Source organism: Streptococcus marimammalium DSM 18627, assembly GCF_000380045.1.
GTDB classification, from domain to species: Bacteria; Bacillota; Bacilli; order Lactobacillales; family Streptococcaceae; genus Streptococcus; species Streptococcus marimammalium.
The window spans coordinates 58,196-74,592 of record NZ_KB904360.1; the positions used below are offsets into that span (position 1 = coordinate 58,196).

A 16,397-nucleotide genomic window follows, 5' to 3' on the forward strand; every position below is an offset into this window, starting at 1 on the left:
TTAAACCTCCAAGGTTTGATAAATAGGTAAGAGCATGGCAGCATAAATCATCACAATGACGATAGCTACAAAGAGAAAAACAATTGGTTGAATCAGTTGTGTCGCTTTTGTGACCTTGTTAAAAAATAAATTCCAAAGTTCTTGAGCATAAATTTCTAATTCTAGTCCAAGCTTTGATTTGATTTGACCATATTCAATGATTAAGCTTAATTCCTTAATAAAAAAAGGGTAGCTAGCTATTTTTTCATGAAAAGTCATACCAGATAACAAGGCTTGTTCTAGTTGTTGACCAATTTCTTGAAACAGCATTGATTTTTGTTCTTGCATCAATTTGACAACAACTGAAAGCTCAATTCCTTGACCTATTAGATTTCCCCACTCACGAGCAAAAATTGCACTTAAGTAGCACTGAATAAAACTACCTAAAAAAGGAATTCGGCTAATAAAACGATACAGTTTCATTTTCCCAAGACGATGAGATAGACCATAACCTAAAATGATTAATCCTACAAGGGCAAATAAAAAAGCAAAAAAAACATTTGGAAACTGAGAAATTATCCTGGTTGCTAGATTAGCATTTTCAACATCAAGCAGCATATAATTTTTTAAGCCCATCATGATTAACATCATAAATCCCAGTAATACCATGGGGTAAGTGGCCACTTCAATCAGTTTTTTCTTTACTAGAATAATATTTTCAAGATAATCATCAATCTTGCTTAGACTTTTTTGAATATTGCCATGACTATCAGCAAGTGCTATTTGCGTCACAACATTATCTGAAAAGCCTATTGAAGAAAAAATATGTGACAGACTTAATCCACTAAGTAAACCAGTTTTCATTTGGTTAGTAAGTGGCTCTTTCAACATATGACTTCGCTCTAAGAAAATAATAGTCTCTGATAGTGTGAAGCCACTTGCATAAAGGTTATTGAATAATTGAACAACCTTTTTTTGTTGTTTAATAGATAATCTCTTCGGCTTCTTTTTGCTCCTTAGTGATATGTCCATCTGCAACAAGTTGTGCAAGCTTCTTATTCCAATTAGCTTTGGTATGAATCTGAAAATCTTCTTTGGTAAAATCAATAAGTGCTCTCCCTCCAATTAGTCTTTGGTAAGCTACTCCATTAAGAGTGTGTGTTAGTTCTTTTTTACTAATTCCCAATTCTAATAATCGATGATAGACACCCGGGATGCTTTTGGCGTGTATTGTTGAAAAAATGATAACACCAGTAAGACTTGCTCTAATAACTGCTCTTGCAGTCTCAGCATCTCTAATTTCACCAATAATTAACACGTCTGGTCTGTGCCTTAATGATAATTTGATGAGGCGCTCATAAGTCATGTCAATACTATTATTAATCTGAAGTTGGAGCATATTTTCTTGTTTCATTTCAACTGGATCTTCAATCGTCATTATTTGTTTATCTGGAAATTTTTTTCTAAGTAAATGATACATTAGAGTAGTCTTGCCACTTCCAACTGGTCCTGAGAAAAGATAAAGACCACGAACATAGGTTTCGTTAAGCATTTTTTTGTCATCATCAAACCAAAACTCTAAATTCTCTTGCTTTTCAAATAAAAGGCGAATAACTAAACTCTCAAATCCTTTATAATCACTAACACTTGATAATCTTAATGAAATAGAGGTATTGTCTTTATAAAAATAGTCACATGAACCGAGTTGACTTCGTCTTTTTTCACCAACATTCATCCCAGAAACAAATTTAAAATGACTAATCAAACCTGCCATTTCTTCATGGGGATAAGTAGCCACCCATTTTCTGTTATCTTTTATCCTCATATATAACTCATACTGTTTACTTTTAGGAATAAGATAGATGTCCTGAGCCTGTTTTTCAACAGCTTTTTTAATAATGTTTCTTCCTAATTCTTGTATCATTATTTTCCCCTTCATCTAGTTATTCGTAATATTAGTCTTAAAATAAAAAATTTCATAACAAAAAACCTATTCTAGTTAAAAGATTGACTAGAATAGGTTTTTGATAATAAAAATATTAAAAATTTAGATATCAGGATTGTTTTTCAAGAGTTAAAAGAACATGTTGGGGGTGTTATCACTTGATTACCTATATTAAATTTTTCATCATGAAGTGCTTTAGGTATCTCTTTGTCATCTTTTAATAATAAAAGTGAATGATACTGTTGAATATCTTCATCGCAATCAACACACCAACGTTTGTCTTTATCATCCCAAAAAGCTGCCATAAAATCACTTCTACTTTGAAAACTTGGAAATGACTTTTTAAACTCTTCCCACTTCTTCGTATAAAAAATGAGAGCTTCTTTAAAAGTGGAAAATGTCTTTTCTGATACAATATCATCTTTCCAATCTTCTAAAAACCACCATGGTTCAAAATCACCATAAATTTCAATTACTTGATACATAGTTTCACTTCCTTATAAAAACATTATATAGTAATTTATCTAATTAGCGAAAAGATTTGCTCATTAGGATAATAAAAGAGGTTCACTTAAAGTGAACCTCTTTTATTATTTTATTGTTTCTACTATTTCTTCATCAGCGCTATCTGTCATTGTTTCAACTTCATTGATAGCTTGGGGCTCAATATGACGATATCTAGCCATACCGGTACCTGCTGGAATAATTTTACCAATAATAACATTTTCTTTAAGTCCAAGAAGGTGATCTTTCTTACCTCGTATAGCAGCATCTGTTAGAACACGAGTTGTTTCTTGGAAAGAAGCTGCTGATAAGAAGGAGTTAGTCTCTAATGAAGCTTTGGTAATTCCCATTAAGACTGGGCGACTTGTTGCAGGAATACCACCAGAAATCACAATTTCTTTATTAGCATCTGTAAAATCAGAAATATCCATCAAAGTACCTGGAAGTAAGTCAGTATCCCCTGGGTCCATAATACGAACCTTACGAAGCATTTGACGAACCATCACTTCAATATGTTTATCCCCAATTTCAACACCTTGACTACGGTATACTTTTTGAACCTCTGCTAAAAGATAAGTCTCAACAGATAAAGTATCTCGAACTTCAAGTAAGTGTTTAGGCTGAATAGAACCTTCTGTTAATGCCTGTCCACGAAGAACAGTATCACCTATAGCAACTTTTAGACGAGCTGTGAAAGGTACCGAATACTCTCCTTCACCGGTTTCACCTTTAATAAAGACTTTCTTAGTTCGAGTTGAAGCATCCTCTTCAATATCAACTATTTCACCTTTTACTTCACTAATAACTGCTTCACCTTTAGGATTTCGGGCTTCAAAAATTTCTTGAATACGTGGTAAACCTTGAGTAATGTCAGTATTTGATGCTACACCACCTGTATGGAAAGTACGCATTGTTAACTGAGTACCGGGCTCACCAATTGATTGCGCAGCAATTGTACCAACTGCTTCACCAACCTCAACGGCGTCTCCAGTTGCTAGATTAATACCATAACAATGACGACACACGCCATGTCTAGTGTTACATGTAAAGACAGAACGAATAGTTACTTCCTCAACACCAGCATTTACAATTTTAGCTGCAATATCTTCAGTGATTAATTGATTAGCACCAATAATAATTTCATCCGTTTTAGGATGTTTCACTGATTTCTTAGAATAACGTCCTTGCAAACGCTCTTCAAGAGTTTCCGTTACTTCTCTATCATCTGTAATAGCAGTAATAATCAAACCACGGTCTGTACCACAATCATCTTCACGAATGATAACATCTTGAGCAACATCAACAAGACGGCGAGTCAAGTATCCTGAATCAGCAGTCTTAAGAGCTGTATCGGTCATTCCTTTTCTAGCACCATGTGTTGAGAAAAACATTTCAAGAACTGAAAGACCCTCACGGAAATTTGAAAGAATAGGAAGTTCCATGATACGACCGTTTGGTGCTGCCATTAAACCTCTCATTCCGGCAAGTTGGGAGAAGTTTGAAATATTACCACGCGCACCAGAATCCATCATCATAACGATAGGATTTTTAGGGTCTTGTGTCTCAATCAAGCGACGTTCTAGAGCTTCTTTAGCTTCACGCCATGTTGTTGTAACTGCTTCATAACGATCATCATCAGTCATCAAACCTCGACGGAAGGCTTTATTAATTGATTCAACTTTAGCATGAGCACCATCAATAATTTCTTGTTTATTATCAATAACAGGAATGTCAGAGATACCAACTGTTAAACCGGCCAAGGTTGAATGGTAGTATCCTAAATCTTTTAATCTATCAAGAAAAGCTGAGGTTTCTGTTGTTCTAAAGCGTTTAAAGGTTTCAGCGATGATATTTCCAAGATTCTTCTTCTTGAAAGGTTCATTTAAAGGCAGAGTTTTGATTGCTTCTTTAACATTAGCACCAAGTTCTAAGAAATATTTTTCAGGTGTTCCATCTGTTAAATTGCTATTGTTAGGTTCTTGTAAATATGGTAAATCAGCAGGCATAATATCATTAAATAAAATTTTACCAACCGTTGTGACCATAATCTTATGCTTTTGATTAGCTTTCCAAGGTTTTTCCTTCATGCTATCAACAGCAATCCCAACACGACTATGAAGATGAACATATCCATTTTGAAGAGCCATGACAGCCTCATCACGGTCTTTAAAGACCATACCTTCCCCTTTTTTTCCTTCGTCTTCCATCGTCAAGTAATAGTTCCCAAGAACCATATCTTGTGATGGTGTTACAACGGGCTTACCATCTTTAGGGTTAAGAATATGTTCAGCAGCAAGCATTAGCAGGCGAGCTTCAGCTTGAGCTTCTTCTGATAAAGGCACGTGAATCGCCATTTGATCTCCATCAAAATCGGCATTGTAGGCTTCACAAACAAGTGGATGAAGTCTAAGAGCACGACCATCAATAAGAACAGGTTCAAATGCTTGAATACCAAGTCTGTGAAGAGTAGGTGCACGGTTAAGAAGAACAGGGTGTTCTTTAATTACTTCTTCTAAAATATCCCAAATACGTTCATCACCACGCTCAATTAAACGTTTAGCAGCTTTAACATTTTGTACTAAATCACGAGCAACGACTTCTCTCATCACGAATGGTTTGAATAATTCAATTGCCATTTCACGAGGCACACCACATTGATACATTTTAAGGGTTGGACCAACTGCTATAACTGAACGTCCTGAGAAATCAACACGTTTACCAAGAAGATTTTGACGAAAACGTCCTTGTTTCCCTTTAAGCATGTGGCTAAGGGATTTTAATGGACGACTTCCTGGCCCAGTTATTGGTCGACCACGACGTCCATTATCAATCAAGGCATCAACAGCCTCTTGAAGCATCCTTTTTTCATTTTGAACAATAATACCTGGAGCATTGAGTTCTAAAAGACGTGCCAAACGATTATTACGGTTGATAACACGGCGATAGAGATCATTTAAGTCACTGGCTGCAAAACGACCACCATCCAACTGGACCATTGGGCGAAGATCAGGTGGGATAACTGGTAAGATATTTAGAATCATCCATTCAGGTTTATTACCTGATTTATTAAAGGCATCAAGAACATCTAAACGGCGAACTGCCTTGATACGTTTTTGACCAGAAGCTGTTTTTAATTCTTCTTTTAAAATAGCAATTTCTGCATCAAGATTAACGCGTTTTAATAAATCTTGGATAGCCTCAGCGCCCATTTTAGCAACAAATGAACCATGTCCATACTCTTGTAATTTTTCACGGTATTCACGTTCTGTCAAAAGTGATTTTGGCTCTAATGGTGTCTCTTTTGGATCAATGACAACATAGGCTGCAAAATAAATAATTTCTTCCAAAGAACGTGGACTCATGTCAAGTGTTAATCCCATACGACTTGGAATACCTTTAAAATACCAAATATGCGATACAGGAGCTTTCAACTCAATGTGCCCCATACGTTCACGGCGCACTTTGGCACGAGTAACTTCAACACCACAGCGATCACAAACAATCCCTTTATAACGAATACGTTTGTATTTGCCACAGGCACACTCCCAATCTTTTGTAGGACCAAAGATGACCTCATCAAATAGTCCTTCACGTTCTGGTTTTAAGGTGCGGTAATTGATTGTTTCAGGTTTTTTAACTTCACCATAGGACCATGAACGGACTTTACTTGGTGAAGCTAAGGTGATTTGCATACTTTTAAAACGATTTACGTCAACCACTAGTTATTACCTTTCTTTTTACTTCTCATTATATAAACATTGAATAAGATTCATTAGTTAATATTTGTTTAAGTTAGTGAGGTTTCATCACTGACTTTCTTTTCTTCACTAGCAAATTCAGCTGCTTCTAGAGCTTGCTTTTCACGAGCTTTTTCAAGATCATCAACATGCATCACATCATCATCTTCACCTTCATCAAGATCTCGAAGTTCAACTTCTCTGTCATCTTCATCAAGGACTCTCATATCTAGACCAAGAGATTGTAATTCTTTAACAAGCACACGGAAGGATTCAGGAACTCCAGGTTTTGGAATTGGTTTTCCTTTTGTGATTGCTTCATAAGCTTTCAAGCGTCCAATAACATCATCAGATTTATAGGTCAATATTTCTTGAAGAACATGTGAAGCTCCATAAGCCTCAAGAGCCCAAACTTCCATCTCACCGAAACGTTGTCCACCAAATTGTGCTTTACCACCAAGAGGTTGTTGGGTAACTAGTGAGTATGGCCCAACAGAACGTGCATGTAATTTATCATCAACCATATGGTGGAGTTTAATCATGTACATGACACCAACAGAAACACGATTATCAAAAGGTTCACCAGTACGACCATCATAAAGAACTGTTTTAGCATCACTGTCCATACCAGCCTCTTTAACCGTTTCCCACAAATCTTCTGCAGTTGCACCGTCAAAAACTGGTGTTGCCATATGAACATCAAGACTACGTGCAGCCATACCTAAGTGAAGTTCCATAACTTGACCAATATTCATACGAGAAGGTACTCCTAGAGGGTTCAACATAATGTCAACCGGTGTACCATCTGGTAAGTAAGGCATATCTTCCACTGGTACAATACGAGAAACAACCCCTTTGTTTCCGTGGCGTCCAGCCATTTTATCTCCGACTTTAACTTTACGTTTTTGTGCGATATAAACGCGAACTAGCATATTAACGCCAGATTGAAGTTCATCACCATTAGCACGTGTAAAGATACGAACATCGCGAACAACACCATCACCACCATGTGGAACACGAAGAGAAGTATCACGAACTTCACGTGATTTATCACCAAAAATGGCATGTAAAAGACGTTCCTCAGCAGATAAGTCTTTCTCACCTTTTGGTGTTACTTTCCCAACAAGAATATCACCCTCTTTAACTTCTGCTCCAATGCGAACAACACCCATCTCGTCAAGATCTTTAAGTGCTTCTTCACCAACATTTGGAATTTCTCTTGTGATTTCTTCTGCTCCTAGTTTAGTATCACGTGTTTCACTTTCAAATTCTTCTAAGTGAACCGAGGTGTAAACATCATCTTTTACCAAACGCTCACTCATGATAACAGCATCCTCAAAGTTGTAGCCCTCCCATGTCATATAAGCAACAATTGGGTTTTGACCTAAAGCCATTTCACCTTTTTCCATTGAAGGACCATCAGCGATAAAGTCTCCTTTTTCAACAGTATCACCAACTTTTACAAGAGTTCTTTGGTTATAAGCAGTTCCAGAGTTAGAACGACGGAATTTAGTGATTTGATAAACATCAAGGCCACCATCTTCTCTACGAACTTCAACTTTATCAGCATCAGAATAGATAACTTTACCATCATTTTGAGCAATAACAGCGGCTCCTGAATCATGAGCAGCTTGATACTCCATTCCAGTTCCAACAAGTGGTGCTTTTGGATCAATCAACGGTACAGCTTGACGCTGCATGTTAGCACCCATCAAGGCACGGTTTGAGTCATTATTTTCAAGGAAAGGGATACACGCAGTCGCAACTGCAACAACTTGTTTAGGAGAAACATCAACATAATCAACAGCGCTTATTGGAAACTCTTGGTTGTTACCTTGATGACGTCCCATAACGGTATCCTCAGCAAAAGTACCATCATCATTAAGAATAGAATTTGCTTGTGCAACTGTAAATTCATCTTCTTCATCAGCTGTAAGCCACTCAATCTCACGACTAACCACACCTGTTTCTTTATCAACTTTACGGTATGGTGTTTGGATAAAACCATATTTATTTAAATGTCCATATGATGATAAATTATTAATCAAACCTATATTTGGTCCCTCAGGTGTTTCAATTGGACACATGCGACCATAGTGAGTATAGTGAACATCACGCACTTCATAGCCAGCACGATCACGAGTCAATCCTCCAGGCCCAAGCGCTGATAAACGACGTTTGTGTGATAACTCAGAAAGTGGATTATGTTGATCCATAAATTGTGATAATTGAGAAGAACCAAAGAATTCTTTAATTGCTGCTGTGACAGGTCTGATATTAATAATTTGTTGTGGCGTTAAGGCTTCATTATCTTGAACACTCATACGTTCACGTACATTACGCTCCATACGAGCTAAACCAATACGAAACTGGTTTGCTAATAATTCACCAACAGCTCGAATGCGACGATTACCCAAGTGGTCAATATCATCTACTTTTCCAAGACCTTCTGAAAGATTTAAAAAATAACTCATTTCAGCAAGAATATCAGCTGGTGTTAGATTTCTGATTTTTTCATCGGGGTTAGCATTCCCAATAATGGTTACAACTCTATCTGGGTCAATTGGTGAATAAATCTTAAACTTTTGAAGAACAACTGGTTCAACAAGAACAGCATAATCATTTGGTGTGTATGCAAATTTATTTAAATCACCATCAATATGCTCTGAAATACTATCAATCACTTCACGTGTCATCACAGTTCCAGCTTCAACAAGAATTTCACCTGTTTCAGCATCTACTAGATTTTCTGCAATGGTTTGATTTAAAAGGCGTGTTTTAACATTTAATTTTTTATTGATTTTATAACGTCCAACAGCTGCTAAATCATAACGTCGTGAGTCAAAGAAACGAGCAATCAAAAGACTACGAGAACTCTCTGCAGTTTTTGGCTCTCCTGGACGAAGACGCTCATAAATTTCTTTTAAGGCCTCATCTGTTCTAGAATCGCTTGGATTTTTATGAATATCTTTTTCAATGGTATTTCTAACAAGAACACCATCGCCAAAAATATCAATGATTTCATCATCTCCAGAAAATCCTAAGGCACGAATCAATGTTGTAAATGGAATTTTGCGTGTTCGATCAATTCTAGTATAAGCGATATCTTTTGAGTCTGTTTCAAGCTCCAACCATGCTCCACGATTAGGAATAATAGTTGAACCATAGCCAATTTTTCCATTTTTATCAACTTTATCATTAAAATAAACACCTGGTGATCTAACCAACTGACTCACGATAATTCTTTCAGCACCGTTAATGATAAATGTTCCCATTTCAGTCATTAGCGGGAAATCTCCAAAGAAAACTTCTTGTGTTTTAATTTCGCCAGTCTCTTTATTGACTAAACGAAACGTCACAAAGATTGGTGCTGAATAGTGAGCATCATGAGCTCGTGCTTCTTCTAATGTGTATTTAGGTTCTTTAATTTCATAACCTAAAAATTCTAGTTCTAAAGTATCTGTAAAGTTAGATACTGGAAGAACATCCTCAAAGACTTCCTTTAACCCATGATCAAGAAAATCTTGAAATGAATCTGTTTGAATTTCAATCAAATTTGGTAATTCAAGAACTTCTTTGATTCTTGAAAAGCTACGACGTGTACGGTGTTTTCCGTATTGAACTTCATGTCCTGCCAAGTTTTCAACTCCTTTTTTCTAGTAGGCTTGTTAAACAAGCGAGTGTAAATAAAGTATTAATCCTTTTTGAATTTTTAGAAAATTTAAGAATTGATTACAATTCATATAAAATTCTAAAAATGGGTACAAAAAGAGCAGCTAAATCTGACTAATAGTTTGATTTAACTGCTGTAAGTCTTAGTTGGACAATATTTCAACTAAAACAGACGACAAAATTATTCTATCATTATACCTTATTTTTTCTTAAAAAGCAATATTTAAAAAATTTTTTTATTGTTGATCAAATTCTTATTGGGAATCATCGTCTTCTTTTTGTGTTTTTTCTTCTTTTTCTTTTGGTTTTGGTGATGGCTTTTGATTACTACCAATAATTTTTGCCCAAGCTTGAGCATAGTCGTTATCTGTTCCACCAATTGCAAATTTATAAGTAGTTGCTCCTGGACCATTCTTAGCCCATAAACTAGTCGTAGTTGTTCCTCCTACATTAATGGTTCTGCCATTGATAGAAACCGAACCAGGTTTTAATCCTGTTGAATCTAAAACAGAGGCACGAATAACGCTAGGATCCATTGTAAACTTTTCTGATGTTCCTAAAATCTTTGGATCAGCATTATTAATAGCTGTTACTAGATGAGCAACATAATTAGCATGATTATTATATCCTGTTAAATCAGCTAAAGAACTATTATCATCATGTCCAGCCCAAGAACCTAGAGAAACTGATGGGGTTGATAACATTAACCAAACATCAGAAGTTTCATTAGTTGTTCCTGTTTTTCCAATCCAGTCAACTCCTAAAAGATTGTTGTTTAAACTACTTAATCTTGAAGCAAAAGTTGTTGTCACACCCGAAGTAATTGGCCCACGAAGAAGTGAAGTCAAAATATTTGCTGTTGCTTTAGAATACACTTGTATTGGTTCTGGTTGATGTTCAAAAATGATATTACCTTCTGCATCAGTGATTTTTGAAACAATATGTTCTTTAAGGAAAACTCCATTATTGGCAATCGCTTGATAAGCATTTGTTTGTTGAACAACAGAAGTTTCAATTCCTCCACCTAATGGAAGGCTCTCAATGTCATAATAAGGAATGTGATAATTCATTTTTTCCATATAACCTCTCACATCAATACCTTCTCTAAGAAGCATTTGATAAGTCCAAAAGGCTGGAATATTCCAAGAGGTGTTAAGAGCTTCTTGGAGGGTTACCATGCTCGTTCCCTCATCGACACCATGCATAATCTTTTGCCCACTTGAAAAGGTTGTTGGATAATTTGATAAGATACTGGCACTTCCCATCAAGCCTTGGTCAATTGCTGGACCATAGGCTAATATTGGTTTAATACTTGAACCTGGCGATCTATAGGTATCAAAAGCATGATTATTTTGATTAGTATTATAATCACGACCACCAATAAATCCAATAACGGCACCAGTTTTATTATCTAAAAGAACATTTCCCATTTGAACTTGACCAGTACCATCATCTAAAAGAGCCCCATAATTTTTAGCAGCCTCTTGCATGGCATTGTGAACTGTTTTATTGATGGTTGTTTGGATAGTATAGCCACCCAGTTGAATGGTTTTTAAAGCTTTTTCCTCATAAGCTTGTTTAGTATCATCATTTTTTAAATCCTGTTCAGAAACACCATCTTTTTTAACTAAATAATCATACATAATATCTTTAGCTTCAGCTAATACAGTGTAGTAAAGATAATCATGGTTATCTTCAATAATAGTCTCTGGTTGTTTAAAATCTTGTTTTAAGTTATAAGCTTTGTAATTTTCATAATCTGTTTTTGATAGGTAACCTGTTCTATACATACTGTATAAAACATTTTGAGCTCTCTTAAGACCAATAATCATATCTTCTTCTGTTTTAAATTCACCAGTTGATGTATATGGAGAATAAACTATAGGACTTTGAGGTAAACCAGCTAAAAAAGCTGACTGAGGAATTGTTAAATCTTTGGCAGAAACCCCAAAAATACCTTGTGCTGCTTCTTCAATACCTGCAATATTTTGTCCTTTGTTATTACGGCCAAACGGCGAAACATTAAGGTATTTCGTTAAAATTTCACCTTTACTCATATAACGCTCAAGTGATAAAGCATAAATAATTTCTTTTGCTTTACGTTTAAAAGTTGGGTCATCTCCTAAAACCTGTTGTTTGAGTAACTGTTGTGTTATTGTTGAACCCCCACTTGTTTCACCTATTCCCAAAACAGATGTCAAGGTTGCCCGAAAAACAGCTTTAGGAACCACACCTTTATGGATCATAAAATTTTCATCTTCAGTAGCAATAATGGCATTTTTGATGTTTTCTGAAATAGAATCACTGTCAACAGGCGTTCTTAATAAATCAGTATTAATGGTTGAAATAAGGGAATCATCCGAAAAAGTCATCTTTGAAATACTGGTCAAACTACTGACATCTGCAATTAAAGTCTCTTTATCTGGAATTTCAACATCATCAATTTGGCTTGCAAAATAGCCAAAACCAATTCCCATAGCTAAAAAAGCAAAAAGTAGTATGATGACATAGAAAAAATCAGACATTAGCTTTACGGTCCTAAGAAAAACTGAGCCAATATCCATTATACTTAATTGAGATGATTTAGAATTTTTTCTTATATTAATTTTATTTTTTAAAGACTGTATCTTTTTAGTAATTACATCTCTTAAATTATCTTTATCTGATTGTTTCATAAAAATACCTCAATCCATATTATAACAAAATTTAACAAGACTTGCATAGAACTCCCCCTTTTTGTTATAATGAGCAATAAGATTATAAATTATGGAGAGTAAGATAATGACTATTTTCAAAGAATTAAAAGAACGTGGTTTGATTTTTCAAACAACTGATGAAGAAGTTTTAGAAAAACAACTAACTGAAGGATCTCTTGCTCTTTATTCTGGTTATGACCCAACAGCTGATAGCCTTCACTTAGGCCACTTGGTTCCAATTATTGTGATTCGTCATTTGCAACTAGCAGGACATAAACCCTATGCCTTGGTTGGTGGTGCTACGGGCTTAATTGGTGATCCCTCGTTTAAAGATACTGAAAGAAGTCTTCAAACTAAAGAAACAGTAGAAAATTGGAGTGCAAGTATTCAGAAACAGCTATCTCGTTTTCTAGATTTTGAACATGGTGACAATAAAGCTGAGATGGTCAATAACTATGACTGGTTCCAATCAATTAGTTTTATTGATTTTCTTAGAGATATTGGTAAATACTTCACGGTTAACTACATGATGAGTAAAGAATCTGTTAAAAAACGTATTGAAACAGGGATTTCTTACACCGAATTCGCCTACCAAATCATGCAGGGCTATGACTTCTACGAACTCAATCGTACACACAATGTTACTCTACAAGTTGGAGGTAGTGACCAATGGGGCAATATGACTGCCGGAACAGAACTCTTAAGACGAAAAGCCAATAAACAAGGACATGTCATTACGGTTCCTTTAATTACCGACTCATCTGGTAAGAAGTTTGGAAAATCAGAAGGTAATGCTATCTGGCTTGATGCCTCTAAAACATCACCTTACGAAATGTATCAATATTTTGTTAACACAATGGATGATGACGCTATTCGTTTCCTAAAAATTTTCACTTTCTTATCACTTGATGAGATAGAAGAAATTAAAGTAGCTTTTGAAAAAGAGCCACATAAACGTCTTGCACAAAAAATATTAGCTAAAGAAGTGGTTACTTTAGTACATGGTAAAGAGGCCCTAGAAAAAGCTATTAATATCACTGAACAACTCTTTGCAGGTAATATCAAGAATTTATCAGCTAATGAACTAAAACAAGGCTTAAATAATGTCCCAAACTATCAGGTTACAAAAGAAGACAATCTTAACATTATTGAGTTGCTTGTGACAGCAAATATTGTCAATTCAAAACGTCAAGCACGTGAAGATGTTACTAACGGTGCTATTTATATCAATGGTGATAGAGTACAAGATGTTAATTATATTCTTTCGGACAAAGATAAAATTGATAGTGAGTTAACTGTTATTAGACGGGGTAAAAAGAAATATTTCGTTGTAACCTACTAAAAATAAAGAAAAAACCAGTTTAAGGAAAATTCTTAAACTGGTTTTTTCTTTATAAAATGATGAAGATATCATTCTTACTTCCTTAACACTTTAGTGATAACACCAATGATACTAACAATTAAAAACATGGTGATAAAAATAATTGTAATCGTTGCACTTGCAGGAGTTTTAGCCCAAAATGAAATAAAAATACCAAGGACCATGCCAATAAATCCAATTAAAATACCATAGATAATCACAGACTTAAAACTCTTACCAATTCTCATAGCAATACTTGCCGGTAAAACCATGATAGTTGAAACTAATAGGGCTCCAGCAGCTGGAATCATAAGAGAAATGGCAACACCTGTCACTAAGTTAAAGCAAATCGACATTAACCTAACGGGTAGACCATCAACAAAAGCTGTCTCTTCATTGAACGTCAAAATATACATTGGCCTTATAAATAAGATTGTCAAAAGGAGTACAATTAAAGCAATAGCAAACAATGCAATAACTTGTTCTGAAGTAATCGTTATAATAGATCCAAATAAATATTGTTCTAAACCAACACCATTAGAGTTGTTAGCCTTACTAATTATAATTAGCGAAATAGCCAAACCAAATGACATCAAAATAGCCGTTGAAATTTCCATGTAATGCCGATAAACCGTTCTTAGATATTCAAGTACAATAGCTGCTAAACTTACAACAAAAATAGTTGTCCATGTTGGTGAAATACCGATGAAAACCCCTAAGGCAACACCTGCTAAAGAAACATGACTAAGCGTATCACTCATCAAACTCTGGCGACGAAGAATTAAAAAAATACCCAAAATAGGTGAAAAAATGCTAATAGCGATTACAGCAAGAAAGGCTCTTTGCATAAAGTCATAGGATAATATCTCAAGCATTTTGTTCTACCTCCTGATTATCACTATGAACGTTAAAACAACGCCAAGGTAGATTTTGATTTCTCACGAGATGAATATTTCTATCAGAGAATTTTCTAACTTCTTCTGGATCATGAGTAATCATTAAAATGGATTTACCGTGTTGATGTGAACTATGGTGCATTAAGTCATAAAAGGTTTCAGTTGTACCAATATCCATACCAGTTGTGGGTTCGTCTAAAATAAAAATGTCAGGGTCACTAGCAAACATTCTAGCAATAACAGCTCTTTGTTTTTGACCTCCACTCAAACTACCAATAGCTTTATGACGATTCTCCCACATACCTACAGACTCTAAGCTAACTTTAATATGTTCTTCATCATGGGCATTAAGTCTCCTAAACCAACCCTTTCTAGGATATCGTCCAGACTTAACAAATTCATAAACAGTACTTGGAAAACCAGCATTAAAACTAGCAATTTGTTGAGGAAGATAGGCAATCCTAAGCTTTTTACCTTCTTTATTTTCTTTAGATAATTCAACAGTCCCAACTTTGGGTTTTAAAATACCCAAAGTTGCTTTAATTAATGTTGATTTGGCAGCACCGTTTTCACCAGTTAAAGTAACAAATTCTCCACTATCTAAATGATAACTAACATCTTCTAAAACAGGTTGTGCATCGTATTGAAAAGCTAAGTTTTTAACAGTAATATATCTCATTTTTCTCTTTCTAATGTTTCCGATAACTGATCTAAGAATTTTTCTATGGTAATTTGTTCATCATCAGAAAAAGCCTCTAGTAAATGATCATAAAAAGATAATGTTTTTCGATGATGATACTGATGTTCCTCTGCGATAGGCTTAGCTAAGTCAGTTAATTCAAAATATGTAATTCTAGCATCTTCCTTATTTTTAGAAGATGCTAACATTCCTTGATTTACTAGACTTTTAATAGCTTTAGTAACAGCAGCTTGACTAATCTTTAATCTAATAGCTAAATCAGAATTTGTTAATTGTTCTTCAGCTAAAAGCATTAAAATATGTTCTTGTGTATTGGTTAATTTAATATCACTTTGACATGTGCCAAGTAATAACTCATGTTGATTCTCTGAATATAATAAAATCTTATTAATGGCTTTATCAATCTTCTCTGATAAGTATTTCATAGAATTCTCCTTTATCCTTAACCAGTTAATTGTATTGATAACTAATAATATCACAAAAAACTTTAAGAAGCAACTTTTAGAAAATTAAACAATAAAAAAACTAGCCTAAGCTAGTTTAAAAACTCCGGCAGTAGGACTCGAACCTACGACATCATGATTAACAGTCATGCGCTACTACCAACTGAGCTATGCCGGATATTAGCTAAGCAACTACCCTATCTCACAGGGGGAAACCCCCAACTACTTCAGGCGTTCTAGGACTTAACTACTGTGTTCGGCATGGGTACAGGTGTATCTCCTAGGCTATCGTCACTTAACTATCGAATGATTAATCATTCAAAATTGAATATCTATCACAAGAGTAAACTTGACGCTATTACTTCTTTGGATAAGTCCTCGAGCAATTAGTATTAGTCCGCTTAACATGTCACCACGCTTACACTCCTAACCTATCAACCTGATCTTCTCTCAGGGCTCTTACTG

At 35.1% G+C, this 16,397-nt stretch carries 10 protein-coding genes, 1 tRNA gene and 2 rRNA genes; 1 reads left to right on the forward strand and 12 read right to left on the reverse strand.

The features are described from left to right. The 6 genes from comGB to pbp1b all read right to left on the reverse strand — a co-directional run bounded on the left by comGB (position 1) and on the right by pbp1b (position 12,512). A complete protein-coding gene (comGB, locus tag A3I1_RS0106965) occupies positions 1 to 1,011 on the reverse strand; it encodes a competence type IV pilus assembly protein ComGB (RefSeq protein ID WP_051069678.1) in 1,011 nt (336 codons plus the stop codon). Then, a complete protein-coding gene (comGA, locus tag A3I1_RS0106970; protein WP_018370567.1) occupies positions 962 to 1,903 on the reverse strand; it encodes a competence type IV pilus ATPase ComGA in 942 nt (313 codons plus the stop codon). Before comGA ends, comGB begins: the two co-directional genes overlap by 50 nt. 143 nt (positions 1,904 to 2,046) lie before the next feature. Continuing rightward, positions 2,047 to 2,409: a DUF1033 family protein gene (locus A3I1_RS0106975; RefSeq protein WP_018370568.1), complete on the reverse strand. Its 363-nt coding sequence runs from the start codon at positions 2,407 to 2,409 to the stop codon at positions 2,047 to 2,049. Between the two features lie 105 nt (positions 2,410 to 2,514). After that, on the reverse strand, positions 2,515 to 6,147 hold the full coding sequence (gene rpoC / locus A3I1_RS0106980) for a DNA-directed RNA polymerase subunit beta' (RefSeq protein ID WP_018370569.1): 3,633 nt from the start codon (positions 6,145 to 6,147) through the stop codon (positions 2,515 to 2,517). Positions 6,148 to 6,215: 68 nt separating this feature from the next. Then, the gene (gene rpoB, locus A3I1_RS0106985) at positions 6,216 to 9,803 is read right to left on the reverse strand and encodes a DNA-directed RNA polymerase subunit beta (protein WP_018370570.1); all 3,588 of its coding nucleotides are present in this window, start codon (positions 9,801 to 9,803) and stop codon (positions 6,216 to 6,218) included. Positions 9,804 to 10,091: 288 nt separating this feature from the next. Continuing rightward, positions 10,092 to 12,512: a penicillin-binding protein PBP1B gene (gene pbp1b / locus A3I1_RS0106990; protein WP_018370571.1), complete on the reverse strand. Its 2,421-nt coding sequence runs from the start codon at positions 12,510 to 12,512 to the stop codon at positions 10,092 to 10,094. Positions 12,513 to 12,618: 106 nt separating this feature from the next. Between pbp1b and tyrS the strand changes: the two genes are divergently transcribed. After that, complete coding sequence (tyrS, locus tag A3I1_RS0106995; RefSeq protein WP_018370572.1) at positions 12,619 to 13,875, forward strand: tyrosine--tRNA ligase; 1,257 nt, start codon at positions 12,619 to 12,621, stop codon at positions 13,873 to 13,875. Positions 13,876 to 13,949: 74 nt separating this feature from the next. Here tyrS and A3I1_RS0107000 read toward each other — a convergent pair whose 3' ends face one another. From A3I1_RS0107000 to A3I1_RS0107025, 6 genes are all read right to left on the reverse strand, one after another. Further along, positions 13,950 to 14,768: a metal ABC transporter permease gene (locus A3I1_RS0107000; protein WP_018370573.1), complete on the reverse strand. Its 819-nt coding sequence runs from the start codon at positions 14,766 to 14,768 to the stop codon at positions 13,950 to 13,952. Further along, entirely contained in the window at positions 14,761 to 15,468 is a 708-nt protein-coding gene (locus A3I1_RS0107005; RefSeq protein WP_018370574.1) for a metal ABC transporter ATP-binding protein, read from the reverse strand. The genes A3I1_RS0107000 and A3I1_RS0107005 overlap by 8 nt, the downstream gene beginning before the upstream one ends. Continuing rightward, positions 15,465 to 15,914 carry a zinc-dependent MarR family transcriptional regulator gene (locus tag A3I1_RS0107010; RefSeq protein WP_018370575.1) on the reverse strand — a complete coding sequence of 150 codons (450 nt, stop codon included), beginning with the start codon at positions 15,912 to 15,914 and terminating at the stop codon, positions 15,465 to 15,467. The genes A3I1_RS0107005 and A3I1_RS0107010 overlap by 4 nt, the downstream gene beginning before the upstream one ends. Before the next feature lie 122 nt (positions 15,915 to 16,036). Further along, positions 16,037 to 16,110, reverse strand: a tRNA-Asn gene (locus A3I1_RS0107015). Between the two features lie 5 nt (positions 16,111 to 16,115). Continuing rightward, positions 16,116 to 16,231 (reverse strand): 5S ribosomal RNA (rrf, locus tag A3I1_RS0107020). Positions 16,232 to 16,298: 67 nt separating this feature from the next. Continuing rightward, positions 16,299 to 16,397: ribosomal RNA gene (locus A3I1_RS0107025) — 23S ribosomal RNA — on the reverse strand; the annotation flags it as partial.

Bases quoted from the DNA above. Each gene is read 5' to 3' on its own strand.
- A3I1_RS0107010 (WP_018370575.1), bottom strand. From the start codon at position 15,914: ATGAAATACTTATCAGAGAAGATTGATAAAGCCATTAATAAGATTTTA.
- comGA (WP_018370567.1), bottom strand. From the start codon at position 1,903: ATGATACAAGAATTAGGAAGAAACATTATTAAAAAAGCTGTTGAAAAA.
- A3I1_RS0107005 (WP_018370574.1), bottom strand. From the start codon at position 15,468: ATGAGATATATTACTGTTAAAAACTTAGCTTTTCAATACGATGCACAA.
- comGB (WP_051069678.1), bottom strand. From the start codon at position 1,011: ATGGACATATCACTAAGGAGCAAAAAGAAGCCGAAGAGATTATCTATT.
- A3I1_RS0107000 (WP_018370573.1), bottom strand. From the start codon at position 14,768: ATGCTTGAGATATTATCCTATGACTTTATGCAAAGAGCCTTTCTTGCT.
- pbp1b (WP_018370571.1), bottom strand. From the start codon at position 12,512: ATGAAACAATCAGATAAAGATAATTTAAGAGATGTAATTACTAAAAAG.
- A3I1_RS0106975 (WP_018370568.1), bottom strand. From the start codon at position 2,409: ATGTATCAAGTAATTGAAATTTATGGTGATTTTGAACCATGGTGGTTT.
- tyrS (WP_018370572.1), top strand. From the start codon at position 12,619: ATGACTATTTTCAAAGAATTAAAAGAACGTGGTTTGATTTTTCAAACA.